The organism is Cupriavidus pauculus (genome assembly GCF_003854935.1).
GTDB lineage: Bacteria > Pseudomonadota > Gammaproteobacteria > Burkholderiales > Burkholderiaceae > Cupriavidus > Cupriavidus pauculus_C.
This window is the reverse complement of record NZ_CP033970.1, coordinates 1,506,486-1,532,185: the sequence shown is the minus strand read 5'-3', so window position 1 is coordinate 1,532,185 and position 25,700 is coordinate 1,506,486. Positions and strand designations below refer to the sequence as shown.

Genomic DNA, 25,700 nt, shown 5'->3' with positions numbered 1-25,700 from the left:
GGGGCGTTGCCGGCCCGGACGCTAGCTGCTGAGCGTGATGTGGTTGACCACCTCCTCCACGCCATGCACGTACCAGGCGTCGCGTTCCACCTGGCGGCGCGCGCCCTCGCTCGATGCGTAGCCGTCGAGCGTCACCACCCGCCCGGCCGTGCGCACCCGTAGCCGCGATGCATCGACGAACGGGTCGGTTTCCAGCACCAGTTGCAGCGCCTCGCTCAGTTCCTCGTCGCTGTCGGCCTCTGCCGGCGCCACCACGATGTCGTTGACCACGTTGCGGCAACCGCGCGTCCACCATGCCAGCACACCGGCCAGCCGCATGTGGGACAGGCTGATGACATGCCCGCTCAGCATCACCGCGCCGTCGTGGACGGCCACCTCGATCCAGCCGCTGCGCTCGCCCACGGCCTCGCGCACCGGCTCGGGCTGCCCCTTGACCTTCGCGCAGAGCTTGCAGTTGCGGAAGTCGATCGCATTGGCCAGCCGCTCGCAGACGGCCGCGCGCAGGTCGCCGTCGCCCACCACGGGCCCGGCGTGCGCAATGCGCAGATGGTCGATCACGGTCGATACGCCGTCCACCCGGCGCAGCCGGGCCACGGCGCGGGCCTTGTCCATGACGTCGGGCACCTCGCCCTCAAGGATCAGGGCGCCGTCGGACAGCCGCAGGTGGATGGTGGGATGGATCTGGTGGCCCTGGTATGGCACATGCGCCAGCGCGGCTCGCGCCTGCGTCAGCACCGCTTCGCTACTCAGCATGATGTGTGTCTCCCCCGTTGACGTGGAGATGGCTGGGAAGCGCGCCCCTGCCTGCAAGCGCGCGTGGGGGCGGCATGGCGCCGCACCACAGAGCCATTATAGGAAGGGGGCCGGCGATGTCTGCGCGCCCGGCCATCGGCGCGGCGTCGATGTTTCAAACATCCGTTGCGCCGCCGACGCCACGTGCGGCGGCCCGCGCAAGACTGCATCAGGCAGCCTGAAACCCAGTCCTGACAACGGTTTCCGGCGGTTGTACTGTATTCAATGTCGCTAATGTCTCCGACTCTGCGCGTTAAGCATTGCTGAACATCGTAAAAGCGGATGCCGGGTGACGGCGCCATCGCTAAGATCGGGGCGTCGGTTGCCACGGAGAAGCCCATGACGCCGTCTTGCCACTTTCGCGTCGCAGTGTTCGCCACCCTCGCGGCCCTGCCGGTCTGGCTGGGCGCGGCCACCAAGACCACCACGTTCGCGGTCCGGCTGACGCTGACCGCCGACTGCACGATTACCGCCAGCGACCTCGATTTCGGCTCGCAGGGCGTGCTGGCCGCCAATGTCGACCAGACCTCGTCGCTGTCGGTCACGTGCAGCAACAGTGCGCCGTACCAGGTGGGGCTTGACGGCGGCACCGCCGCAGGCAGCAGCATCGCCAACCGGCTGATGGCCGGCACCGGCGCCGCGACCGTGCAATACCAGATCTACCGCGACAGCAGCCGCACGCAGATCTGGGGCAACACGCCCGGCACCGATACCGTGGGCGGCACCGGCAACGGCGCCGCGCAGGCCATCACGATGTACGGCCGCGTGCCGCCGCAATCCACGCCGGCCGCGGGCACCTACACCACCACCGTCACCGCCACCGTCAACTTCTGATGCCGATTGCCGCCCCCGCGTGGCGGCCGGCATCCTGGTCCTGGCCCGCGCTGGCGCTGGCCGTGCCGGGCTTTTGCCTGCCGGTGCATGCCACCTCGCTGCAGATCTCGCCGGTCCGGGTGGACCTGCCGGCCGGCCCGGGCGCTGCCGCGCTGACGCTGCGCAACGCCGCGGGCGCGCCCATCCACGCCCAGGTGCGCGTGTTCCGCTGGACGCAGGCCGACGGCGACGACGTGCTGACACCCGCCGACGACGTACTGGCCAGCCCGCCCATCGTGCGCATTGGCGGCAATGGCGAGCAGATGATCCGCGTGGTGCGGCCCGGCAAGACGCCCGCCACGGCCGAGCAGTCGTACCGGCTGCTGATCGACGAGCTGCCGCAGCGCGACGCCCCGGCCGACCAGAGCGGCGTGCGCGTGCAGCTACGCTATTCGGTGCCGGTGTTCGCCGGCACGCCGCCCGATGGCCCCGTGCCGCGCCTGGCCGTGGCGCTCTGGCGCGACGACGGCGAATGGCGGCTGGCCGCGCGCAACGAGGGCGTGCGCCACGCGCGGCTGAGCGCTGTGACGCTGGTCAGCGGCAGCCGCCGCGCCACGGTGACCGAAGGGCTGCTCGGCTACGCGCTGCGGGGCGCCACGCGCGTCTGGAAGGTGCGCCTGCCCGCCGCGTTCGCGCCGGCTGCCGGGATGCGGCTCGAAGCCGACGTCAACGGCGAGACGCAGCGCCTGCCCGTGGCCGCCGGCCGACCCGAAGCGAGCCCATGACATGGCGACGGCGTCCCACGCCCCGCCGCGCGACGCTGTCGCGGCTTGCCATGATCGCCGTCTCGCTGACCGGCGCCGTGGCGAGCAGCCCGCTCCGTGCGCAGACGATCGACAAGGTACCCGGACACACCGCCTACCTGGAGGTTATGGTCAACGGCGAATCAACCGGAAGCGTCGCCCGCTTCGCGGACCGCGACGGCACGCTGCTGACGCCGGTGGACGAACTGCTCGACCTGGGCCTGCGCGCCGACCCGGCGCTGGCCGACGCCCAGGGCATGGTCGCGCTGGACCGCCTGCCCGGCGTGACGTGGCGCTATGACCCCGCGATGCAGCGCGTCTACCTGACCGTGCCCGACGGCCAGCGCATGCCGGCGCAACTGGGCACGCGGGCGCGCGAGCGGCCACCGGTCACGCCCGGCACCGGGTTCGTGCTGAACTACGACGCCTACGCCCAGCCCGACACGGGCCAGCAGCTCGGGCTGTACAGCGAGCAGCGCCTCTTTCATCCCGGCGGGGTGTTCAGCAACACCGGTGTCGCCACCGTGTACGACCGCAGCACCCGCTACGTGCGGCTCGACACCAGCTGGACCCACGCCGACCCCACCGGCATGCAGTCGGTGCTGATCGGTGACATGATCACCGGCGCGCTGCCGTGGTCGCGCCCGGTACGGCTTGGCGGCTTCCAGCTGCGCCGCAACTTCGGGCTGAGGCCGGACCTGATCACCTATCCCCTGCCCGCGCTGGCGGGCTCGGCGGCCGTGCCGGGCGCGGTGGACCTCTACATCAACAACGTCCGCCAGTACTCCGGGCAGGTGCCCAGCGGCCCGTTCGTGATCAACAACGCGCCGGCGCTGAGCGGTGCCGGCCAGGCCACCATCGTCGTGCGCGACGCGCTGGGCCGCGACGTCAGCACCACGGTGCCGCTCTACGTGGATGCGCGGCTGCTGGCGCCGGGCCTGTTCGACTACGCGCTCGAAGTGGGCTTTCTGCGCACGCAGTACGGCGTGGATTCGTTCCGCTACGACAGCGCGCCGGCCGCGAACGGGTCCGTCCGCTACGGCTGGACCGATAGCGTCACGCTGGAAGCGCACGCCGAGGCGTCGCGCGGTGTGGGCATTGGCGGCGCTGGCGTGCTGTTCAAGCTGCCGTTGACCGGCGTGCTGAACGTGGCGGCCAGCGCCAGCGCGGCGGGCGGCGCGCAGCTCGGGCTTGGCTACCAGTGGCGCACGCCGCGCTTCAGCATCGACGTACAGGGCACGCGCGCGTTCGGCCACTACGAAGACCTGGCCGCGCGCTCGGGCGCGCCGATGCCGCGGGCGCTGTACCGGGCGACCGTGTCGGTGCCCGTGGCGCGCAACGGCAATATCGCGGCCAGCTACGTGAACCTGTCGGACCTGGTCTACGGCGCGTCGCGCATCGGATCGCTGGCGTGGACGGCACAGTGGAACCGGCGCACGTCGCTCACGGCCAGCGCCTACCGCGACTTCGCGGCCGGGTCGTCGTACGGCGCGTCGCTGACGCTGACCTACCTGATCGACAGCGACACGACGGCGTCGGCCACGGTGGGGCGCGACAGCGGCAATCCCACGGTGATCGGCACGGTCAGCCACGCCACGCCGTACGAAGGCGGCTGGGGCTGGCAGGTGGCCGGCCAGAAAGGCGCGGGCATGTGGCGCGGCTTTGCGCAGGCCAACTTCCGCGGCCGCTACGGCGACGTGTTCGGCGCGGTGCAGGACCTGCAGGGCCGCGTGAGCACGCAGCTTGGCGCCAGCGGGTCGCTGGTGGCGATGGACGGCACGGTGATGGCCGGGCGGCGCATCGACCAGAGCTTTGCGCTGGTGTCGACGGGCGGCGTGGCGGACCTGCCCGTGCTCGTGGAGAACCGCCGGATCGGCAACACTAACCGCTCGGGCCATATCCTGGTGCCCAACCTGCTGGCGTACGACGCCAACCGCGTGGAGATCGACGCGCTGGCGCTGCCCGTCAACACGCGGCTCAGTTCCACGCGGCTGTCGATCGCGCCGGCGCTGCAGTCGGGCGCGCTGGCCACGTTCCGGATCGAATCGTTCCGCGGCGCCCAGGTGATGTTCGTCGACGGCGAGGAGACGCCGCTGCCGCCCGGCACGGCCATCGTCCATCTGGAAAGCGGCGGCCGCACCGTGGTGGGCTACGACGGGCTGGCGTTCTTCGGCGCCCTGGGCGACGACAACACGTTCCGCGCGGAGACCGACGCCGGCGTGTGCACGGCCCGGCTGCACTACCGCGCCAGCGCAGACCCGCTGCCCAGGCTCGGGCCCGTGCGCTGCGCGGCGGAAGCACCATGAAAGCCGCCTGGCTGGCGATACTGCTGATGGCCGCGCCGGCCGCGCGGGCCGTCTGCACGGCCACGGCGCCGTCGGTTGCGTTCGGCAACTACAGCCCGGTCAGCGGCAGCCCGGTCGACATCCAGGGCACCATCACGGTGAGCTGCACCGGCATTGCGGTGTCGGCGCGCGTGCGGGCGTGCATCAACATCGGCACCGGCTCGGCCGGCACCACCGTGTCGCCGCGCGTGATGGCCAACGGCAGCCGCACGCTCGGCTTCAACCTCTACACGGACAGCGCGCGCACGCAGATCTGGGGGTCGCGCAGCACCGGCACCACGGCGACGCCCGTGATGCTCGACTTTGGCGCGCTGCTGGGCAACGGCAGCGCGTCCGTGAGCTACTACGGGCGCATCCTGGCCAACCAGACGGCGGCCACGGCCGGCGCCTACACATCCCAGTTCACCGGGCTCAACGCCGAGGTCACCTACGTCGAATACCTGCTGTCGCCGCCCGCGTGCAGCACGCTTGCCACCAACAGCCTGCCGATCACGTTCACGGCCAGCGCCACCGTGGTGGCCGATTGCAATATCTCGGCCACGCCGCTCGATTTCGGCTCGGTCGGCCTGCTGACCGGCAACCGCGACGCGGCCAGCACACTGACCGTGCAATGCACCGCCAGCGCACCCTATTCGATCGCGCTCAACGCCGGCACCGGCAACGGCGCCAACGTCGCCGCACGCCGCATGACGCGCAGCGGCGGCCAGCAGACCGTGAGCTACCAGTTGTATTCGGACGCCGCGCGCACGGTGCCGTGGGGCGACGGTTCGCGCGGCACATCCACCGTGGGCGGCACCGGCACGGGCACGGCCCAGACACTCAACGTCTACGGCCGGATTCCGCCGCAGGTGACGCCCACGCCGGGCACCTATGCCGACACGGTGACGGCGACGATCACGTACTGACCCCTGGGCCGTCCACGGTTGACCGGCGCCGGGCGTTGCGCCACGATAGGCCCACCCCAGCCACATGAGCGCCCCACCATGTGCGTCAACTACGCCCCCGTCCAGCGGCGCATCCTGCGCGAGATCTTTGGCGTCGAGCCGCCGCCCGGCCTGTATCCGTCGGAAACCTGGCCCGACTACGCGGCCCCGATCGTCCGGCAGCGGACCGATGCGGATGCCTGGGAAAGCGTGCTGGCGTCGTTCAGCATGGTGCCGAAAGCGACCATCCCGCCCGGTACGCGCTACTTTCCCACGGCCAACGCGCGGGTCGAGACCATCGGCAAGCTGTCGTCGTTCGCGCGGTTCTGGAAGGCGTGCCAGTTCGCGCTGATCCCGGCCACGGCGTTCTTCGAGCCGAACTACGAAAGCGGCAAGGCGGTGCGCTGGAAGATCGGCCTGCCGGACGGCGAGCCGTTTGCGATTGCGGGGGTATGGCGGGCGTGGCCCGACGGGGCCGTGTCGTTCACGATGCCGACGGTCAACGCCGACCATCATCCGCTGATGCAGCGGTTTCACAAGCCCGGGGACGAAAAGCGCGGCGTGGTGATCCTGCCGCGCGAGGACTGGGACGGCTGGCTCGGTTGCCGCGACCCGGAGGCGGCGCGCACGTTCCTGCGCCTGCTGCCGGCCGACCGCCTGGTGGCGGAGCCGGCCCCGCTGCCGCCCCGGGGGGCGACCAAGGGGCCGCCGCCACCCTCGGACTAGCCGGCCGTCGCCATCAGAACCCTGCGCGCGCCTGGATGTAGACCATGCGCGGCGCGCCGACCAGGCGGCCCGCGTTGCTGTCGGTCGTGCGCGTGTAGTAGCGCTTGTCGAACAGGTTGTTGATGCCGATGGCGATGTCGGTGTTCTTGCGCTGCGGCACCTTGAACATCGCCTGGATGTTCCACGTGCGGAAGCCCGGGATCAGGCCGTTGGCGCCGTCCGGCGTCTCGGCCACCGTGTTGGCCAGGTCGGCGTACTGCTTGCTCTGGTGCGTGGTCGAGACGTTGAACGTCCAGCTCCGCCAGTCGTAGCGCGCGCCCAGCGTGTCGGTGGTGCGCGAGTAGAACGGCACGTCCAGGCCCGCCGTGGTGCCCGACTTCTGGATGGCCCGCGTGTAGGTGTAGTTGGCGTACAGGTTCAGGCCGCCCAGCAGGCTGCCGCGCTCGAACGTGTAGTCGATGGCCGCTTCCACGCCGTCGTGGTCGGTGGCGCCGATGTTCTGGAACGTGGCCGGGAACAGGCCCGGCACCTGCAGGATCTGGTTGTCGAACTTGATCTTGAAGGCCGTCAGCTCGCCCTTGATGCGGTTGTCCGTCCAGCGCGTGCCCACTTCGAACGTCTTGGCCACTTCGGGCTGCAGCGGGTTGTTCGGCGTCTGGGAGTTGAGTTGCGTGTTCTGCACCGGGCCGAACGACGTGCTGTAGTCGGCAAACACGGTCCAGGCGCTGTTGACCAGGTACGACACGTTGATCGACGGCAGCGCCTTGTTGTTCACGCTGTCCCACTGCGTGGCCGTGTTGCGCTGCTGGCGCGTGGTGTCGATGTGCTCGAACCGCACGCCCGGCACGATGCGCCAGTTGCCGTAGGCGATGCGGTCGTCGATGTAGACCGCGTGGGCGTCCGTGGCGTTGTCGAACGTGGTGGTCGGGCCGTTCACGCCGGTGCGGATCGTGGTGCTGTACTGGTTGTCGTCGCCGCGCTCGCGGATGTAGCGGTAGCCGACCGTCACGTCATGCGTGGTCGGGCCCAGCCCGAAGCGCTGCGTGTAGCGCGGCTCCACGCCGAACGTGGTGTAGTTGCGCGGCTGGTGCGCGATGACCGTGGCGCTCTGCTGCAGCGTGCTCTGGCGGTAGCTGTCGTTGAAGAACGTGCGGATCTCGAACTCCTGGTTCGCCGAGATCGTGTTCACGTAGCCCAGGTCGAAGCCGTAGCGGTTGCCGCTCCAGTAGTCGTTCGGGCGCGTGTTCTGGAACGGGTCGGCGTTGAACTGCGCCACGGTCAGGCCGCCCGGCGTGCGGGACTTCACGTCGTAGTACGACAGCTTGCCGTAGACCTGCGACGTGGGCGTGATGTCGTACGCGAACTTGACGGCCAGGTCGTTGACGTCGTCGTCGCTGCCCTTGCGCCATTCGCGGCCGGTCATGCCCGAGTACAGCAGCGCGATGCCCAGGCCGCTGTCCAGCGTGGTGCCGACGAACGCGCTGTACTGGGTGTTGTTGCCGCCGCCTTCGGTGAAGATGTTCTGGCGCACCGACGCATCGCCGCTGAACACGCCCGGAATCGGCTTGGTGTTGAAGTTGATGATGCCGCCCACGTTCTGCGGCCCGTAGCGCACGGCGCCGCCGCTGCGCACCACGTCGATCGACTCGATGTTGCCCAGGCTGACCGGCGCGAATGAGAGCTGCGGCTGGCCGTACGGCGCCACGGCCATCGGGATGCCGTCCAGCAGCACGGTGGAGCGCGGCGTGTAGCGGCCGGTCAGGCCCCGCACGCCGATGTTCAGCGAGATGGCGCTGCCGGCCGTGCCCGAGTTGTCGGTCGACTGCACGCCGGGGATGCGGCGCATCACGTCGCCGATGTTCTGGGCGCCGCTCTGTTCGATCTGCTGCTCGTTGACCACGGTGCGCGCACCGGGAAAGGTCTTCACGCTGTTCTGCAGGCCGGTACCGAGCCAGTTGCCGGACACCTGGACCGTTTCCAGCATCTTTTCCGAGCCCGCCGCCGGCGCATCGGCCGTCTGGGCGGCCGCCAGTTGCGGCATCAGGCACAGCGTGGAGACGGCCAGCGCCGTGGCGCACAGCGTGAAATGGGGCGCGACGGCTGGCAGTGGTCGGCGGCTCGAACTCATGGTCAATCCCTTGTCACAAGATGCTTACGAAAGGCCATGAATGTAAGTGATAACAGTTCGCGTTTGTAGCCTTGACATCGAATGACGGCCGTAATGTATTGCGGCTGCGACAATGTGTTGCCCAGGCACGACATTTAGCAGAATCTGACCGGTTTGTTGACCGCTCAAACGGTCCGGCTGGAGCACACCCGCGCCATTCGTGCAGCCCTCGGATGGGTGATGGTTGCGCCCCTCCGATAGAGGGTGTCCGCACGACGGCCGGGCACCCATACTGACCCTCCACCGGCCAGAAGAGCCGGACCAACCGGGTCAGAACCATGCATGCAGTCTCCTTCGTCGGATATGGTGTGGCGTTTCTGGTGGTCGTCATCGTGGCGGCCCGCTGGATCTACCGGCACCACCCCGCCCTGCGCGATCTCGATCCGCCCGTGCCCCGCCGCGACAAGCGCGCCGGCGTCCCGGCGCCTGGTCCCGCCGCGGACTGATCGCGCGCCAGATCGCCCCCGGCGGGAACTGCCGCCTGCCTGCGTTGCCTGAACCTCTTGCGCCCGCGTTCCGCGGGGCGCACGCTCGCGCCTGTGAGCCACAAGAAGAAAGGGAACAAACATGGCAACTTCCAACAAGCTGCCGGCGTGGACCATCTGGTCGCCGCTGGCCGCCTGGGCCGCCTTCGGCCTGGGCCTTCTGATGACGGGTCAGATCTGGACGATCGCGGTGATGACCATCGCGCTGGCCGGCGCGGTGTTCTCCGCCGTGCATCACGCCGAGGTGGTGGCGCACAAGGTGGGCGAGCCGTTCGGCACGCTGGTGCTGGCCATCGCCGTGACGGTGATCGAGGTAGCGCTGATCGTGTCCGTGATGCTGTCCTCGGGCCCGGAGAAATCGGGCCTGGCGCGCGACACGGTATTCGCCGCCGTGATGATCATCTGCAACGGCATCGTCGGCGTCTGCCTGTTCGTCGGCGCGCTGCACCACCGCGAGCAGGCGTTCCAGGCGCCCGGCGCCAACGCCGCGATGGCCATCCTGGTCACGCTGCTCGGGCTGACCATGGTGCTGCCGAACTTCACCAGCACCACGCCGGGGCCGGCGTTCTCGCCGTCGCAACTGGCGTTCTCGGGGGTGATGTCGCTGCTGCTCTACGGCTGCTTCGTGTTCGTCCAGACCGTGCGGCACCGCGACTACTTCCTGGTGGAAGGCACCCGCGACGAGAACGTCCACGCCCCGCCGCCGCCGGGGCGCGTGGCCGCGGCCAGTGGCGCGCTGCTGCTGGTCTGCCTGGTGGCCGTGGTGGCGCTGGCCAAGCTGCTGTCGCCGTCGGTGGAAAAGGCCGTGGCGGAAGCGGGCCTGCCGGCCGCCGTGGTGGGCGTGGTGATCGCCGCGATGGTGCTGCTGCCCGAAGGGCTGGCCGCGCTGCGCGCCGCGCGGTCAGACCGCATCCAGACCAGCCTGAACCTGGCGCTGGGCTCGGCGCTGGCCAGCATCGGCCTGACCATCCCGACCGTGGCCGTGGTCTTCATTTCGCTGGGCCGAACAATCGAGCTCGGGCTCAACCCCAAGGAAATGGTGCTGCTGTTCCTGACGATGATCGTCGCGTCGCTGACGCTGGGCATGGGCCGCACCACGATCCTGCAGGGCGTGGTGCATATGGTGATTTTCGCGGCGTATCTGTTCTTGACGGTGGTGCCGTAGCCGCTGCGCCACGCCCGCTGCCTCTCCGCTCCCGCACGGCGGGAACGGGGAGCACGGCGGGGTTCGGATGCTTACCGCTGCCCCAAGAACCCCACCACCGCATTTCCAAACGCTTCCGGCAATTCCCAGTTCGACAGATGCGCGGCGGGCAGTGCTGCGTATTGCGCGCCCGGGATCGATGCGGCGACTTCGCGGCCCTGGGCGGGCGTGGTGGCCAGGTCGTGTTCGCCGGCGATGACCAGCACCGGAGCGTCGATGGCGCCCAGCAGGCCGCGCAGGTCGGCGTCGCGCACGGCGGCACAGTTGGCCGTGTAGCCGGCCGGGCTCGCGGTGTCCAGCATCCGCCGCACCGGCGCCAGTTCGTCGCGGCGCGTCAGCAGGTAGTGGTCGGTGAACCAGCGGGCCAGCACGCCGTCGACGATGGCGGCCATGCCGTCGCGCTGGACGGTGGCGATGCGCGTGTCCCAGACCGATGCCGGGCCGATCAGCGCGGCCGTGTTGGCCAGCACGAAGCGGCCGAAGCGGCTGGCGTGGTGCCGGGCCAGCACCATCCCGGTCATCCCGCCCATCGACAAGCCGCAGAAATGCGCGCGCGCCACGCCCGCGTGGTCCATCACCGCGATCACGTCGGCGGCCAGCTCGGCCATGTCGAACGACCCGGCCGGCAGCGCCGAACGGCCATGCCCGCGCGCGTCATAGCGCAGCACGCGGTAGTTCTGGGTCAGCGCCGGCATCTGCGGGTCCCACATCTCCAGCGTGGTGCCGAGCGAATTCGACATGACCAGCACGGGCTTGTCCGCGTCGCCCTCGATCACGTAGTGCAACTGGCGGCCTGGCTCAATCGGCATGGATGCCCCGCTCGCGGATCAGCGCGCCCCACTTGACCGTTTCGCGCGCCAGGTGGTCCTTCAACTGCGCCGGGGAGCTGCCGATCGGCTCGGCGCCGATGCCGGCCAGGCGCTGCTGCACGGCGGGCTTCTTCAGCGCGTCGAGCATGGCCTTGTTCAGCGTCTCCACCACGGCCGGCGGCGTGCGCGCCGGCACGAACGCGGCGAACCATGGCGACAGGTCGTAGCCGGGCACGCCGGCCTCGGCCACGGTCGGCACGTTGGGCAGCGCCGACGACCGCTTGCTGGTGGTCACCGCGATGGCGGTCAGCTTGCCGCTGTCGATATGGGGCTTGGCCGACGTGATGCTGTCGAACATGTAGTCCACCTGGCCGCCCAGCAGGTCGGTCATCGCCGGACCCGAGCCCTTGTACGGGATGTGCAGCATGTCGACCTTGGCCATCGACGTGAACAGCTCGCCCGCCAGGTGGATCGACGTGCCGTTGCCGGCCGACGCATACGTGTACTTGCCCGGCTTGTTCTTGGCACTGGCGATGACCTCGGCCACGGTCTTCTGCGGGTTCCGGGCCTTGTTGGTCACCAGCACATTGGGCACCACGGCCAGCAGCGACACCGGCGCGAAATCCTTCACCGGGTCGTAGTTGAGCTTGCCGTAGAGCGCCGGGTTCACGGCCATGCCGTTGGCCACGATGATCAGCGTGTAGCCGTCGGCCGGCGCACGGGCCACCAGTTCGGCGCCGATGTTGCCGCCGGCGCCGGGCCGGTTTTCCACGACGATGGACTGGCCCAGCGTCTTCGACATTTCCTCGCCCAGCGTGCGGGCGATGTTGTCCATCGCGCCGCCCGCCGGGAACGGCACGACCCAGCGGATCGGGTGGTCGGGATACGCGGCGTGGGCCGGCGCGGCGGCCGAGCACAGCAGCGCGGCGGTCAGGGCGAGTGCGGCCGGCAGGCCAGCCGGGCGTTGCAGCAGGGTAATCATTGTCTCCGTTCCTTCTCTTCTAGGGCGCCGCGGTCCGCTTCAGCGAATCGACGACGGGTGCCGCGCCAGCGGCGTGACGTGGATCTTCATGTACGGGAACAGCGGCAGGCCGGACAGCAGCGTGTGCAGTTCATCGTTCGACTCCACGTCGAACACGCTGTAGTTGGCGTACTCGCCCACCACGCGGTAGAGCGCCTGCCACTTGCCCTGCCGCTGCAGGTCCTGTGCGTACGCCTTTTCGCGTGCCTTGATCGCGTCGGCCGTGTCGGCCGGCAGGTCGTGCGGAATCTGCACGTCCATCCTGACGAGAAACAGCATCGTGGTCTCCTGTGTCCTGTGTATCGGGAATCAGCCCGCCTTGCGGCGGTAGTGGCGCAGCTTGTCCTCGTCGATCTCCAGGCCCAGCCCCGGGCCCTGCGGCAGGTGCAGCGCGAAATCCTTGAAGACGGGCCGCTCGGCGACGATGTCGTCCTTTACCAGCAGCGGGCCGAACAGTTCGGTGCCCCATGCCAGTTGCTGCAGCGTGCAGAAGCCATGGGCCGCCGCGATGGTGCCCACGGCGCCTTCGAGCATCGTGCCGCCGTACAGCGCAATGCCAGCGGCGTCGCCCACCGCGGCCGTGCGCAGCATGCCGAAGATGCCGCCCGACTTGGCGATCTTGAGCGCGAACACGTCGGCCGCGCCCAGCCGCGCCAGTTCCATCGCGTCCTCGGGGCCGGTCACGGCCTCGTCGGCCATGATCGGCACGACAAAGCGCGCGGCCAGCCGGGCCAGCGCGGTGCGGTGCTCGCGCGGGGTGGGCTGCTCGACGAGGTCGATGCCGGCCGCTTCGAGCATGGCAATGCCCGTGGCCGCGTCGGCCTCGTTCCACGCCTGGTTGACGTCGACGGTCACGCGCGCGCGGTCGCCCAGTGCGCGCTTGATGGCCGACACGTGCGCCACGTCGTCGCGCACGCTGCGGCGGCCGATCTTGAGCTTGAACGTGTTGTGGCGGCGTGCCTCCAGCAGTTGCTCGGCTTCCTCGATGTCGCGGGCCGTGTCGCCGCTGGCCAGCGTCCACAGCACCGGCAGCGTGCTGCGCACCGCGCCGCCCAGCAGCGTGGCCACCGGCACGCCCAGCCGCTTGCCTTGCGCGTCGAGCAGCGCCGATTCCAGCGCGCTCTTGGCAAACCGGTTGCCGCGCGCCACCTTGTTCAGGCGGGCCATCGCGGCGTGGATGTTGGTGGCGTCCTGCCCGGCCAGCGCGGGCTCCAGGTAGGTGTCGATCGTCAGCTTGATGCCTTCGGGGCTTTCGTCGCCGTAGGACAGGCCCCCGATCGTGGTGGCCTCGCCGATACCCTCCAAGCCGTCGCTGCAGCGCAGGCGCACGATCACCAGCGTCTGCTGCTGCATCGTGGCCATCGCCAGCTGGTGGGCGCGGATCGTCGGCAGGTCCACCAGGACGGCCTCGATGGCGGAAATCGTTGCTGTCATACCCGAAGTCATACCTTTTCCATGCAATAGCGTTCTTGCCTCGCAGTATGGACCTTGACCTTTGGTGCGTCCAAGACCGATGATGTCTCGATCGATACCTTCCGGGTATGCAACTGCCCTGCCCGCTCCCCGCCATGGAACTCCGCCATCTTCGCTATTTCCAGACCGTTGCCCAGGAACTCAATGTGACGCGGGCGGCAGAAAAGCTGCACATGGCGCAGCCGCCGCTGTCGCGCCAGATCCGGCAGTTCGAGGAAGAGGTGGGCGTGCCGCTGTTCGACCGGGTCGGGCGGGGGCTGAAGCTGACCGAGGCGGGGCGCTTCCTGCTGGAGCAATCGCTGCAACTGACGCAGCGGCTGGAGGAAACGCTGGAAGGGACGCGGCGCATCGGCCGCAACGAGAAGCGCTGGTTCGGCATCGGCTTCGTGCCGTCGGTACTGTATGGGGTGCTGCCGGAGCTGATCCGCGTGCTGCGCGGCGACGACAGTGAGGTGGAGGTCGGGCTGACCGAGATGATTACCGTCCAGCAGCTCGAAGCGCTGAAGTCCGGCCGGATCGATCTGGCGTTCGGCCGACTGACGTTCGGCGACGCCGCCATCGTCCAGCAGGTGGTGATGGCCGAGACGCTGGTGGCGGCGATGCCGGTGACCGCGCCCGCGCCGGCCGGACCGTTCGACGCCGCATCGCTGGCCCGCCAGCCGCTGATCCTCTATCCGGCCCGCCCCCGGCCCAGCTACGCCGACCACGTGCTGTCGCTGTTCCGCGCCCAGGGCCTGCAGCCGCGCGTGGTGCAGGAAGCCAACGAACTCCAGACCGCGCTGGGACTGGTGGCCGCAGGGCTGGGCATCACGCTGGTGCCGTCGTCGGTCCAGCGGCTGCATCGGGACGACGTGCGCTACGTGCCGGTCGACGCCCCCGGCTTTGTCTCGCCGGTCATCATGAGCTACCGCGCCGGGGACACGTCGCCGCAACTGGCGCGCGCCGTGGCATGGGTCAGGGCGCAGGCAGGCGATCTATCGTAGGGGAACGGTTTTCCTCCCCTCTCCCGCGCGCGGGAGAGGGGTCGGGGGTGAGGGCCAGCGGTTCAAATTGCCACCTGTCGGCAAGCAGATCCTCAACGCCCTCACCCCCGACCCCTCTCCCGCGGGCGGGAGAGGGGAGCCACACCGCCCCCTACGCCGACACCATCTTTGCCGACGCGGCCTGCTTTGCCGCCATCTTCCGGGCGTCCTTGCGGCGGCCGTACCAGCCGCCCACCACCAGCAGCACCGCCACGGCGATCAGGTCGCCGGTCAGGGCGACGGGGCGCGTGGGCCGGCCGCCGGCCACGCCGTAGGTCAGTCCTTCGATGCCCACCGAGACCACGGCGCCCAGCACGAAGCAGAACAGGCTGTGGCGGCCAATCTGCACCACCGGGCCCATGAAACGCGCCAGCCGGGCGATCCAGCCGGCGCGCACGGCCAGGTAGACCAGCCATGCCAGCCCCAGGAAGCTGACCACGCGCAGCGCCGCCAGGCTTTGCTTGGGCAGCGGAAAGGCCATGGCCGGAATCCACGCGGGCAGCCAGGCTTCGTACAGGTGCGGACGCATCCAAAGGTAGGCGGCCGCCATGCAGACCAGCGCCACGACCACGGCGCCGGCCGTGCAGGCGCGGCGTACCAGCGCCTGCTGCGGCAGCACAAAGTCGGGCCGCAGCCGGGCCAGCAGGCCCATACCGAACATCAACTGCCAGGCGAACGGGTTGAAGCTCCAGCCGCGCGGTTCGCTGCTGGGCAGCAGCGGCAGCAGCGTCGGCGACATGATCCACAGCGCCACGCTGCCGCAGATGAACGCCAGCGGCTGTGCGCGCGCCCAGCGGATGGCCAGCGGGGCCAGGCCGATGAACACCGCGTACATCGGCAGCACGTCGGACACGAACGGCTGGCGCGCCAGCCCGATCACCTCCAGCACGGTGGCCAGCGGCTGCGCCATGAAATCGAGCGCCTCGGTGGCGCGCACGGCTGGCGCGGGGATGCGGCACATCGCCAGCACAAGGCCGAACAGCAGCATCAGCACGCCGGTCAGCACGAACGCCTGGTAGATTTCCCAGCTACGGCGGCGCAGGCGGCGACGCGCGGCGCTGGCGCCGTGGCGGGCCTCCATCGCCAGATACGCGGCGCCGGCCGAATAGCCGGCCAGGAAGACGAACACCTCGGCGGCGTCGAAGAGCTGGAAATTGCGGATCGTGTAGTCGGCCAGCACGCTGCCATTGACGTGATCGACCACGATGAAGAGCAGCGCGATCCCGCGAATCAGGTCGATCTCGGTGCGCCGCTGGTTGTTGTTCACTGCGTTCAAGGAAGGGCTTCCCAAGGCTTGCCGGCAGCCCAGGGCGCCACGCGGCAATCACGGCCCGCATCTTACCGTGACCTCAGGGTTTACCTTGTATGGCAGTGTTTCAGCGCGTTACGCGATGTTGTCAGGTGGCGTAAGCGGCATGAAGCCGGGCCAGCGAGCGTCGTCCCGCCGCCACGACCGCCGCATCGTGGGTGGTCTGGGCGCGGACGATCATGCCTTCGATGGTCAGGATGGCCTCTTGCGCCACCTCGTCGGGCTGGCGCAGTCCCAGTTCGGCCGCCACGGCGGCCACGAAGCGCTGCAGCGACGCCTTGTGCGACACGGCCTGCTCCAGCAGCCGGTGGTCGTCGCCGGCGCCGCCGCCCGACTCGGCCACCATGTTGATGAACGCGCAGCCGCGGAAGTCGTCGGTGCCGAACCACTCGCCCAGCGTATCGGCCAGCACGTCGAGGTTGGCCCGCGCGGCCAGCCGCTGCCGCACGCCCGCCTCGAACCAGTCCATCCAGAACGCATGGCGCCGCTGCAGGTATTCGAAGATCAGGTCGTTCTTCGACGGAAAGTGGCGATATAGCGACATCTTCGCCACGCCCGACTCGGCAATGATGCGGTCGATGCCCGTGGCGCGGTAGCCGTCGCGGTAGAACAGCCGTGCGGCGGTATCGAGAATGCGCTCGCGGGCGGAAGGGGTGGCCATGGCGGTCTATTGAGTAAGAGGCTGGATACCCGCCATTATAGGAGACAGGTCTGTCTTTCACGCGCGCTGGGCGATGTTCATGTCCGGCAGCCGGGGTTCAAAGCAGCGCTGCTGGATCTGGCCGCCGCGCGCCACCAGGATGGTCGCCTCGGGAATTTCCTCCCACACGCCCTGCACGTCGATCAGCGGCTCGGACAGCACCAGGAAGGCGTCGTCACCGGCGGCGATGATACGCGGGTCCTCGGGGTACAGCGCCCGCAACTGCCGGAACGACGTGCTGTGGAACAGCGACCGCGAATCGCGCTCGCTGGAATAGCGCGCCGCCACGATCTGCTGGCCGTCGGTCACGCAGACGGTCATGTTGAGCGGCGATGCCACGTCGTGCCGGCGGCCGACCTCCTCGATCAGGCCCGCCATCTGCTCCAGCGCGCCCTGCGGATCGCGTTCCAGCCCGAAGGTCAGCGCCAGGAAGAACATCACCTCGGAATCGGTCGAGCCTTCGATCCAGCGGAACAGGTGCGGCGCCACGGACATCATCAGGTCGCGCCGCAGCAGCGGATATTCGCGGATCAGCCCGTTGTGGGCAAACAGCCAGCGGCCAAAGCGGAACGGGTGGCAGTTGGTCTCCTGCGTGGGCGTGCCGGTGGCCGCGCGCACGTGCGCCACAAACAGCGGGGCGCGCACGGCCCGGGCGGCCTCGCGCAGGTTGGTGTCGCTCCAGGCCGGATGCAGGCAGCGGTAGCGGAACGGGAGTTCGGAATGCCGGCCGTACCAGCCGACGCCAAAACCGTCGCCATTGGTGGTGGTATGGCCCAGGCGGGCGTTCAGGCTCTGGTCGATCAGCGAATGCTCGGGCTGGAACAGTACGGCCTCTAGCGGCACGGAGCGGCCCGAATAGGCCAGCCAACGGCACATGGTGCTCTCCTCTTGTCGGGTGCGGGGGCGATGTCTTCACTTCAGGATAGCAAGGGGCCGGCCCTGCCTGCCAGCCGGGCAATTCCTACATGGCACGCCCGTTCGGGCAGCGCGTTTTCCACCACGGCGGGGCGGGAACGCCCGCCGGACGCAGGCGGCGCGGCAGGCATCAATCGTGCTAGTTGCCGGAAATGAAATACGAATGGACTACCGGAAACCGGTTCCGGCTGCTGGAAAACGGCGAGGAATACTTCCCCCGCCTGATCGCCGCCATCGACGCCGCCCGCGCCACCGTACTGCTGGAAACGTTCATCCTGTTCGAGGATGACGTCGGCAACCAGTTGGCCGACGCGCTGGCCCGCGCCGCGCGCCGCGGCGTGCAGGTGGCGCTGACCGTCGACGGCTTCGGCACGGCTGACCTGTCGACCGACTACATCGCGCGGCTGACCGAGGCCGGCGTGGTGCTGCGCCTGTTCTCGCCGGGCCGGCGGCTGCTTGGCAAGCGCACCAACCTGTTCCGCCGGCTGCACCGCAAGCTCGTGGCCGTGGACGCGTCGCTGGCATTCGTCGGCGGCATCAACCTGTCGGTCGAGCATCTGGTCAAGGCCAGCCCGCTGTCCAAGCAGGACTACGCGGTGGAAGTGCACGGCCCGGCCGCGCAGGTCATCCACAGCTTCATGCTCGAAGCGATCGATGCCGGCGCCACCGGCCCCCACGCGCGCCGGCGCCGCCGGCTGCCGCGTCCGGGCGCGGGCGACGGCTACGACCCGGCGCTGGCCGGCGCGGCGCTGCTGGTCACGCGCGACAACCAGGACCACCGCAACGACATCGAGCGCCATTACCTGATGGCGATCCGCGCCGCGCGGCGCGAGGTGATCATCGCCAACGCCTACTTCCTGCCCGGCTACCGGCTGCTGGAAGCAATCTGCGCGGCGGCCGGGCGCGGCGTGGACGTGTGCCTGATCCTGCAGGGCCGGCCCGACATGCTGTGGGTCAAGCGCACGGTGGACATGCTCTATGCCCGGTTGCGCGAAGCGGGCGTGCGGATCTTCGAATACTGCGAGCGGCCGAACCACAGCAAGGTGGCCGTGGTCGACGACGACTGGGCCACGGTGGGATCGAGCAACCTCGACCCGCTGAGCCTGTCGCTGAACCTGGAGGCCAACCTGATCATCCGCGATGCGGAGTTCGTCGCCACGCTCAAGCACAACCTGCGCGGGCTGATGTCGCGGAGTTGCACCGAGGTGTCAGCGGCGGACCACGCCCATGGCCGCTGGTGGCACCGCATCGCCACGCCGGTGATCTTCCACTTCTTGCGCAAGTTTCCCGCCTGGGCGGGATGGCTGCCCGCGCATACCCCCCGGCTGGTGGCGCCCGAGGTGCCCACGCCGGCCGAGCAATCCGCCGCGATGCCGGTGCGGCCCGTGCCGCCCGTGCAGCGCGTGCAAGGGGATGGCCCATGACGACGTCCACCAACCTCCGCCGCTCGCTGCGGCGCGGCATCCGCTGGTCCATCGTCAAGCGCGTGCTCGGCATCGCGTTCGTGGCGGTGGTCGTGTACCTGATCTACCGCAGCCTCAGCGGCGTGGATTGGCCGCAGGTCTGGCAGTCGCTGAAAGCCTACAACGTGGCCACGCTGCTGCCGGTGGTGGGGCTGGCGTGCGTCAGCTTCGCGCTGCATGCGTCGTTCGACATCCTGGGGCGCCGCTACACCGGCCACCACCTGTCCGCGCCGCGCGTGATGGTCATCGCGTTCATCGCCTACGTGTTCAACCTGAACGTGGGGGCGATGATCGGCGGGCTGGGCATGCGGCTGCGGCTCTATTCGCGCGCCAACGTCAGCGGGTCGCAGGTGGCGGGCATCTACACCATCGCCATCATCACCAACTGGACGGGCTACATGCTGCTGGCGGGCGTGGTGCTGACGGCGATGCCGCCGACGCTGCCGGCCGACTGGGGCATCACGCCGTGGATGCTGCGCGCGCTGGGCGTACTGATGCTGGCCTGCGGGCTGGGCTACTGGCTGGCCTGCGCCAAGGCCAGGACGCGCAGCATCCGCTTCAAGCGGCACGTGTTCCGGCTGCCCGGCTTCCGGTTCGCGCTGCTGCAGAACGCGCTGTCGGTGACCAACTGGATCGTGCTGGCCAGCATCCTGAACCTGCTGCTGCCCAAGGAGGTGACGCTCTGGCAGGCGCTGGGCGCGCTGCTGGTGGGCGCCGTGGCCGGCGCGCTGGCGCATATCCCGGCCGGCATCGGCGTGCTGGAAGCGGTGTTCGTGGTGATGTTGCGCCCGGTGGCGCCGGAGCATGTGGTGGTGGCGGCGCTGATCGCCTACCGCGCGCTGTACTACCTGCTGCCGATGGTCATCGCATCGGCAGCCTATGCGTGGATGGAACTGCGCGGCGCCCGGGCCGGCGCGGTGGAGGCCAAGCCGCGCGGCGACTTCATGGCGAAGCCGTCAGCAGCGGATAGGGATTGATCGCGCCGCCCGCGCCATAGACGCCGTAGTGCAGGTGCGGCGGCGTGCCCCGCGCGTTGCCGGTGTCGCCGACGTAGCCCAGCGGGGTGCCGGGCGCCACGCGGTCGCCGGCGCGGATCGGCGCGTAGCCGTCCAGGTGGGCGTAATAGTGCATCTGCCGCCCCGGCCCCATCACCCAGACCACGTTGCCGCCCAGCCGGTTGGTGCCGACCCGCGTGACGATGCCCTCGGTGGCGGACAGCACCGGCCGGCCCCGGCTGGCGAAGATGTCGATGCCTTCGTGCTTGCGGCCCCCGCTGCGGGCGCCGCCCCAGGTATCGCGCAGCGCCTTGCGCGATACGCCCTGCACCGGCACGGGCAGCGACGTCGGCGCGGGCTGCGCGGACAGCCGGGCCGCGTAGATCATCCGGTCGATGGCCGGCGCCAGCCACGGCCACGCGGCCCAGGCGATGGCGACGAGCAGCGCCGGCGCGATCCAGCGGGACAAGGAAAAACGGGGGACGGGAGTCGGTTCCATAGGCCGTTCGATCGGCCGGGCGGCCGGAGATTCCCGCCCCACCGCCCCGCCCAGCCCCGCCCTGCCCCGTCACGCTGCGATCAGGCCGCGGCCTTGAGTTGCGTCAGCTGCGCTTGGGCATCGCGCAGCGCGGTGCGCAGGCCCTCTTCCACCACCGGGTGGTAGAACGGCATCGCCAGCATGTCGGCGATGGTCAGGCCCTGCTGGTACGACCACGCCAGCAGGTGCGCGATGTTCTCGGCGCGCGGGCCCATCCATTCGGCCCCCAGGAAGCGGCCCGTGGCGCGGTCCGCGTACACGTGCATCAGCCCCCGGTTCTTCAGCATCACGCGGCTGCGGCCCTGGTCCTCGAAGCTGACCTCGCCGGTGACAAAGCTGCCCTGGGTCAGGTCGGCAAAGCGCTTGCCGACCATGGCGATCTGCGGGTCCGAGAACACCACGGCGATGGGCGCGCGGCGCTTGAGCGGGCGCAGCTTGGGCCAGTGCGCGGCGTTCTCGCCGGCAATGCGGCCCTCGTCGGCGGCCTCGTGCAGCAGCGGCAGCACGTTGTTGGCGTCGCCGGCGATGAACACGGGCGCGTCGCCACACTGCAGCGTCACCGGATCGAAGACCGGCACGCCGCGGGCGTCCAGCACCAGGGCAGTGTTCTCGATCTGCAGCGTATCGACGTTCGGCCGGCGGCCCGTGGCGGCCAGCACGTATGCAAAGCGTTCGGTCACCCTGGTGCCAGTCTCGTCGTCGAACGTCAGCACGGCCTCGTCGCCTTCGCGGCGCATGTCGACGACGTTCGCGTCGGGCAGCAGCGAGAATTCGCCTTGGAACGCCTGTGCGGCATAGGCCCGCACGTCCGGGTCCGTCAGCGGGCCCACGCCGCCGCCCACGCCGAACACGCGCACCCGCACGCCCAGCCGGGACAGCGCCTGGCCCAGTTCCAGCCCGATCACGCCGGGGCCGAAGACCGCCACGCTGGCGGGCAGGTCATCCCAGGCAAACACGTCGTCGTTGATGATCAGGCGGTCGCCGAAGACCGCGAACGGCTGCGGCACGGCCGGGCGCGAACCCGTGGCGATGACCACGCGGCTGGCGCGCACCACGGTGTCGCTGCCTACTTGCAGGATGGTGTTGTCGATGAAGTAGGCGTGGCCGCGCAGGCGGTCTGCCTCGGGAATATTCTCCACGCCGCGCACCACGAAGCCGACAAAGCGGTCGCGCTCGCTGCGCACGCGCTGCATGACCTCGCGGCCGTCCACGCGCACCGGGCCATCGACATGGACGCCAAACGGGGCGGTGTGGCGCGCCTCGTGGGCGGCCTCGGCGGCGGCGATCAGCAGCTTCGACGGCATGCAGCCCACGCGGGCACAGGTGGTGCCGTACTCGCCACCCTCGATGATCACGGCGCGCTTGCCGGCTTCGATGGCGGCGCGGTAGGCGGCCAGGCCGGCCGTTCCCGCGCCAATCACTGCCACGTCGGTCTGAATTGTTTTCATGGTCGTTTTCCTTGTACTGCCGGGCTATCAATCGGCGGATCGGATGGCACGGCCCGCCATGGCGCGGCCAGGCAATGCCATCGGGTCCGGCGACTGCAACGTTGTTGCCGCGATGGGCGGCGGTTGGAGTGCGGGGGGAAAAGGTGCCCAGGACACCGGCCGGGGGAGCCGGGCCCGGGCGGGGGGAGGATCAGGCGCCCAGGTACTGTTCGAGCGCGGCGGCGCCGCCCACGAGCTTGCCGTTGATGAACACCTGCGGCGCGGTCATTTCACCGGACACGGCGCCCAGCACCTTGCCGCGGATCTTGTTGTCCAGCGGAACGTCGATGTACTCGTAGCCCTTGTCCTGCAGCAGTTGCTTGGCCTTGGCGCAATGCGAGCAGCCAACCTTCGAGAACACCACCACCTGGTCCGGGCGGCGGGCGTCCGGGGCGATGTAGTTCAGCATCGTGTCGGCGTCGGACACCTTGAACGGGTCGCCCGGCTCTTCCGGCTCGATGAACATCTTGTCCACCACGCCGTCCTTGACCAGCATCGAATAGCGCCAGCTACGCTTGCCGAAGCCCAGATCGGCCTTGTCGACCAGCATGCCCATGCCGTCGGTGAACTCGCCGTTGCCGTCGGGGATCATGACGATGTTCTCGGACTCCTGGTCCTTGCTCCACTCGTTCATGACAAAGGTGTCGTTGACCGACACGCAGAGGATGGCGTCCACGCCGGCGGCGCGGAAGGCCGGGGCCAGTTCGTTGTAGCGCGGCAGGTGGGTGGACGAACACGTCGGCGTGAAGGCCCCCGGCAGCGAGAACACCGCTACGGTCTTGCCATGGAACAGCTCGGCCGTGGTCACGTCCTTCCACTCGTTGTTGTCACGCACTCGGAACGTGACGTTGGGAACGCGTTGGCCTTCACGGGATTGCAGCATCGGAAACACTCCTTTGGGTTAGTTGGGCGTCACGTGCGGTGACGACGGAGTGCATTCTCCCTGTCTGAATGTGATGCGGGAAATTTATTGTTTTTACCGCACTCATTGAAACTAACTATTATCAATCGTCGAAAGGCGATTGACCCAGGCTATCGGGTGGTGTCCGGGCCGCTTTCGCTGACTTGCCGCCGTGGCTATCATGCGCACACACCAAAAACCACGAAGGGACATCCATCCATGACTCGCCTGCCCGTCCGGCTGCCCGCGGCTACCCTGCTGGCCGCCGCGCTGCTTGCCATCACCCCCGGCAGCACGATTGCCGCGCCGCTGGCCAAGCCCGAGATCGACAAGCTCGTGGCCAGCGCCACCGCCACGCCGCCCGCCAGCTTCAACGCGTTTCTGGACACGGCCGTCAAGGCCGACCCCAAGCTGGCCCGCAGCGTGCGCGCCTACCGCGCCAGCCAGCCGCTGCACGGCGACGACCTGGTCAACATCGGCCGCCTGCTTGGCATCTACAACCGCGTGCACAACCACCAGGCGGTGCTGGACAGCATCAGCGAGATGGTGGCGCTGCGCACCGTGCGCGACGACAAGGTGCCGCAGCACGAAAACCCGGCCATCGTCGATTTCGGCAAGCTCGTGGCGCGCATGGCGCGTGACTTCGGCCTGCAGTTCCGCAACGTCGACAATCGCGTGTTCGAGGTGATGCTGCCGGGCCAGGGCAGCGAGACGTTCGGCATCCTCACGCACGCCGACGTGGTGCCCGTGGTGGCCGACGAATGGATGCTCGACGACGGCACGAAGCTCGACCCGTTCAAGGTCACGCGCGTGGGCGACTACCTGTACGGGCGCGGCACGATCGACGACAAGGGGTCGATCGCCGCCGCGCTCTACGCGATGAAGACCGTGCGCGAGAGCGGCGTGCCGCTGGCGCGGACGATCCGGCTGATGATCGAGACCACCGAGGAGACCGGCGGCGACGGCATGAAGTACTACCGCGACAAGACCGCCCTGCCCGAGTACAACATCGTGCTGGACAGCAAGTACCCGGCCGTGGTGGCCGAGAAAGGCTCCGGCGCGCTGACCGTGCGCTTTGCCGACCAGCCGGTGGATGGCAAGACGCCGGCCATCGTCGCCATGGCGGGCGCGGCGTCGGCCAACGCGATCCCGCAGACGGCCACCGCGCGCATCACCGGCGGCGACCTGAACCAGGTGGCGGCCACGCTGGAACGCGCGCGCGACGCCTTCATCGCGCAGCACGCCGCGCAGGGCAAGTTCTCGATCGACATCGCGCGCAGCGCCGACGCCGTCGACGTGAAGGTCACGGGCGTCTCGGCCCACGGATCGCGGCCCGAGGAAGGCGTGAACCCGGTACCGCGCCTGGCGATGTTCCTGCAGGCGTCTGGCGTGCCGTTCGCCGACAACCACTACGCACGCGCCACGCGCTACCTGACGGACCTGTACGGCACCGGCTACCTGGCCGAACAGCTTGGCGTGGGCTATCGCGACGACTTCATGGGCCCGCTGACGGTCTCGCCCACGCTGATCCGCGCGCGCAACGGCAAGCTGGAAGTCACCGCCAACGTGCGCATGCCTCGCGGCAGCACACCCGACGCGCTACGCAGCCGCATCGCGGAACGCATCCAGGCGTGGTCGTCCCGGACCGGCACCGCGCTGGAGATCCAGCACGACCAGGGCGACTGGATGGCCCGCGACCCCAAGGGCGCATGGCTGGCCACGCTGCTGAACATCTACGGTGACACCACCGGGCTCGAAGCCAAGCCCGTGCCGACGGCCGGCAGCACCACGGCCAAGCTGATGCCCAACGCCATCAACTTCGGCCCGGCCATGCCCGGCAAGAAATACACCGCCCACAACGCCAAGGAATACAAGGAAGTCTCCGACCTGAACCTGGACATGCAGATGTTCACGGAGATGCTGGTGCGGGTGGGGAACCTGGAACGGATGCAGTGAGGGGGTGGGTCAGGGGAGCGGGGATGGGGACGGTTGTTTCTTGTCGGTTGTCGATTTTCGATTTCGCTTCCCGCAGACCGGCTCGGTTTGCTCCCCTCTCCCGCCTGCGGGAGAGGGGTTGGGGGTGAGGGCGTTGAGGATCTGCTTGCCGACAGGTCGCAATTTGGACCGCCTGCCCTCACCCCCGGCCCCTCTCCCGCGCGCGGGAGAGGGGCGCAAACAACCAGTGCGGATTCGGGGCAGGGAGAGCGGGCGGCCGCTAGCGGATCGCCCCCCCTCAAAACCCCAGTTCGCTCAAGCCCGGGTGATCGTCGGGCCGGCGGCCCAGCGGCCAGTGGTACTTGCGGTCGGCCTCGCGGATCGGGGCGTCGTTGATGCATGCGAAGCGGCGGCGCATCAGGCCGTTTTCGTCGAATTCCCAGTTCTCGTTGCCGTACGAGCGGAACCAGTTGCCCGAGTCGTCGTGCCATTCGTAGGCAAAGCGCACAGCGATGCGGTTGCCGTCGTGGGCCCACAGTTCCTTGATCAGCCGGTAGTCCAGTTCCTTCTGCCACTTGCGCGCCAGGAAGGCGACGATCTGCTCGCGCCCGTTGACGAATTCCGCGCGGTTGCGCCAGGCGCTGTCGACGGTGTAGGCCAGCGCCACGCGGTTGGGATCGCGGCTGTTCCAGCCGTCTTCGGCCGCGCGCACCTTGGCGGCGGCGGTTTCGCGGGTGAACGGGGGCAGCGGCGGGCGGACTTCGGGTTGGCTCGACATCGGCAAGGCTCCAGAAAGGATGGGATTCGTCGGAACGGGATGGAATACGTGTCGACCTGATGTAGACAGATCTGTCTCATAGTGTTGGGTAGACAG

24 protein-coding genes are annotated in these 25,700 nt (G+C 69.2%); 11 read left to right on the top strand and 13 right to left on the bottom strand.

Annotation, left to right across the window (positions count from 1 at the left end):
* Positions 1-21: 21 nt before the first annotated feature.
* Positions 22-753 (bottom strand): BON domain-containing protein, encoded by a 732-nt coding sequence (locus EHF44_RS24960; RefSeq protein ID WP_124686360.1) that lies wholly within the window; start codon positions 751-753, stop codon positions 22-24.
* 378 nt (positions 754-1,131) lie between these two features.
* On the opposite strand from EHF44_RS24960, the gene EHF44_RS24955 reads away from it, so the two are divergent.
* The 5 genes from EHF44_RS24955 (at position 1,132) to EHF44_RS24935 (ending at position 6,402) form a co-directional block, all read left to right on the top strand.
* Positions 1,132-1,626, top strand: a complete 495-nt coding sequence (locus EHF44_RS24955) for a Csu type fimbrial protein (RefSeq protein ID WP_124686359.1) — start codon at positions 1,132-1,134, stop codon at positions 1,624-1,626.
* The gene (locus tag EHF44_RS24950) at positions 1,626-2,390 is read left to right on the top strand and encodes a fimbrial biogenesis chaperone (protein ID WP_124686358.1); all 765 of its coding nucleotides are present in this window, start codon (positions 1,626-1,628) and stop codon (positions 2,388-2,390) included. The genes EHF44_RS24955 and EHF44_RS24950 overlap by 1 nt, the downstream gene beginning before the upstream one ends.
* Positions 2,387-4,714, top strand: a complete 2,328-nt coding sequence (locus EHF44_RS24945) for a fimbria/pilus outer membrane usher protein (RefSeq protein ID WP_124686357.1) — start codon at positions 2,387-2,389, stop codon at positions 4,712-4,714. The genes EHF44_RS24950 and EHF44_RS24945 overlap by 4 nt, the downstream gene beginning before the upstream one ends.
* A complete protein-coding gene (locus EHF44_RS24940) occupies positions 4,711-5,658 on the top strand; it encodes a Csu type fimbrial protein (protein WP_124686356.1) in 948 nt (315 codons plus the stop codon). Before EHF44_RS24945 ends, EHF44_RS24940 begins: the two co-directional genes overlap by 4 nt.
* A 78-nt stretch (positions 5,659-5,736) precedes the next feature.
* Entirely contained in the window at positions 5,737-6,402 is a 666-nt protein-coding gene (locus tag EHF44_RS24935) for an SOS response-associated peptidase (protein ID WP_124686355.1), read from the top strand.
* 13 nt (positions 6,403-6,415) lie between these two features.
* On the opposite strand, the gene EHF44_RS24930 is transcribed toward EHF44_RS24935, so the two are convergent.
* On the bottom strand, positions 6,416-8,530 hold the full coding sequence (locus EHF44_RS24930) for a TonB-dependent receptor family protein (protein ID WP_124686354.1): 2,115 nt from the start codon (positions 8,528-8,530) through the stop codon (positions 6,416-6,418).
* Between the two features lie 317 nt (positions 8,531-8,847).
* Here EHF44_RS24930 and EHF44_RS28495 point away from each other — a divergent pair, with 317 nt between their 5' ends.
* On the top strand, positions 8,848-9,015 hold the full coding sequence (locus tag EHF44_RS28495) for a hypothetical protein (RefSeq protein WP_172966179.1): 168 nt from the start codon (positions 8,848-8,850) through the stop codon (positions 9,013-9,015).
* A gap of 121 nt (positions 9,016-9,136) precedes the next feature.
* Positions 9,137-10,219: a calcium:proton antiporter gene (locus EHF44_RS24925; protein ID WP_124686353.1), complete on the top strand. Its 1,083-nt coding sequence runs from the start codon at positions 9,137-9,139 to the stop codon at positions 10,217-10,219.
* 71 nt (positions 10,220-10,290) lie between these two features.
* Here the strand turns inward: EHF44_RS24925 and pcaD are convergent, their stop codons facing one another.
* From pcaD to EHF44_RS24905, 4 genes are read right to left on the bottom strand one after another with little or no spacing between them, the layout of a single operon-like run.
* Entirely contained in the window at positions 10,291-11,067 is a 777-nt protein-coding gene (pcaD, locus tag EHF44_RS24920) for a 3-oxoadipate enol-lactonase (protein ID WP_124686352.1), read from the bottom strand.
* On the bottom strand, positions 11,057-12,049 hold the full coding sequence (locus tag EHF44_RS24915) for a tripartite tricarboxylate transporter substrate binding protein (protein WP_124686351.1): 993 nt from the start codon (positions 12,047-12,049) through the stop codon (positions 11,057-11,059). The genes pcaD and EHF44_RS24915 overlap by 11 nt, the downstream gene beginning before the upstream one ends.
* 39 nt (positions 12,050-12,088) lie before the next feature.
* A complete protein-coding gene (catC, locus tag EHF44_RS24910; protein ID WP_124686350.1) occupies positions 12,089-12,367 on the bottom strand; it encodes a muconolactone Delta-isomerase in 279 nt (92 codons plus the stop codon).
* 30 nt (positions 12,368-12,397) lie between these two features.
* Positions 12,398-13,522 (bottom strand): muconate/chloromuconate family cycloisomerase, encoded by a 1,125-nt coding sequence (locus tag EHF44_RS24905; RefSeq protein ID WP_124686349.1) that lies wholly within the window; start codon positions 13,520-13,522, stop codon positions 12,398-12,400.
* 134 nt (positions 13,523-13,656) lie between these two features.
* On the opposite strand from EHF44_RS24905, the gene EHF44_RS24900 reads away from it, so the two are divergent.
* Entirely contained in the window at positions 13,657-14,544 is an 888-nt protein-coding gene (locus EHF44_RS24900) for a LysR family transcriptional regulator (protein ID WP_124686348.1), read from the top strand.
* Positions 14,545-14,695: 151 nt separating this feature from the next.
* Here EHF44_RS24900 and EHF44_RS24895 read toward each other — a convergent pair whose 3' ends face one another.
* From EHF44_RS24895 to EHF44_RS24885, 3 genes are all read right to left on the bottom strand, one after another.
* Complete coding sequence (locus tag EHF44_RS24895) at positions 14,696-15,850, bottom strand: OpgC domain-containing protein (protein ID WP_253700373.1); 1,155 nt, start codon at positions 15,848-15,850, stop codon at positions 14,696-14,698.
* A 130-nt stretch (positions 15,851-15,980) separates the two neighbouring features.
* Positions 15,981-16,553: a TetR/AcrR family transcriptional regulator gene (locus tag EHF44_RS24890; RefSeq protein ID WP_124686346.1), complete on the bottom strand. Its 573-nt coding sequence runs from the start codon at positions 16,551-16,553 to the stop codon at positions 15,981-15,983.
* 57 nt (positions 16,554-16,610) lie between these two features.
* Positions 16,611-17,468, bottom strand: a complete 858-nt coding sequence (locus EHF44_RS24885; RefSeq protein ID WP_124686345.1) for a class II glutamine amidotransferase — start codon at positions 17,466-17,468, stop codon at positions 16,611-16,613.
* Positions 17,469-17,659: 191 nt separating this feature from the next.
* Here EHF44_RS24885 and clsB point away from each other — a divergent pair, with 191 nt between their 5' ends.
* Together clsB and EHF44_RS24875 are read left to right on the top strand one after the other, a co-directional pair.
* Entirely contained in the window at positions 17,660-18,931 is a 1,272-nt protein-coding gene (gene clsB, locus EHF44_RS24880) for a cardiolipin synthase ClsB (RefSeq protein ID WP_124686344.1), read from the top strand.
* Positions 18,928-19,947 carry a lysylphosphatidylglycerol synthase domain-containing protein gene (locus tag EHF44_RS24875; RefSeq protein ID WP_124686343.1) on the top strand — a complete coding sequence of 340 codons (1,020 nt, stop codon included), beginning with the start codon at positions 18,928-18,930 and terminating at the stop codon, positions 19,945-19,947. Before clsB ends, EHF44_RS24875 begins: the two co-directional genes overlap by 4 nt.
* On the opposite strand, the gene EHF44_RS24870 is transcribed toward EHF44_RS24875, so the two are convergent.
* The 3 genes from EHF44_RS24870 to EHF44_RS24860 all read right to left on the bottom strand — a co-directional run bounded on the left by EHF44_RS24870 (position 19,913) and on the right by EHF44_RS24860 (position 22,873).
* Positions 19,913-20,353, bottom strand: coding sequence for a M23 family metallopeptidase (locus EHF44_RS24870; RefSeq protein WP_253700371.1), 441 nt, complete (start codon positions 20,351-20,353; stop codon positions 19,913-19,915). The two genes, EHF44_RS24875 and EHF44_RS24870, sit on opposite strands and share 35 nt — an antisense overlap.
* Positions 20,354-20,544: 191 nt before the next feature.
* Positions 20,545-21,951: a dihydrolipoyl dehydrogenase gene (locus EHF44_RS24865; RefSeq protein ID WP_124686341.1), complete on the bottom strand. Its 1,407-nt coding sequence runs from the start codon at positions 21,949-21,951 to the stop codon at positions 20,545-20,547.
* A gap of 190 nt (positions 21,952-22,141) precedes the next feature.
* Positions 22,142-22,873 carry a glutathione peroxidase gene (locus EHF44_RS24860; protein WP_124686340.1) on the bottom strand — a complete coding sequence of 244 codons (732 nt, stop codon included), beginning with the start codon at positions 22,871-22,873 and terminating at the stop codon, positions 22,142-22,144.
* 237 nt (positions 22,874-23,110) lie between these two features.
* On the opposite strand from EHF44_RS24860, the gene EHF44_RS24855 reads away from it, so the two are divergent.
* Positions 23,111-24,847, top strand: a complete 1,737-nt coding sequence (locus tag EHF44_RS24855; RefSeq protein ID WP_124686339.1) for a dipeptidase — start codon at positions 23,111-23,113, stop codon at positions 24,845-24,847.
* A 277-nt stretch (positions 24,848-25,124) separates the two neighbouring features.
* Here EHF44_RS24855 and EHF44_RS24850 read toward each other — a convergent pair whose 3' ends face one another.
* A complete protein-coding gene (locus EHF44_RS24850) occupies positions 25,125-25,604 on the bottom strand; it encodes a DUF1348 family protein (RefSeq protein WP_124686338.1) in 480 nt (159 codons plus the stop codon).
* Positions 25,605-25,700 lie beyond the last annotated feature (96 nt).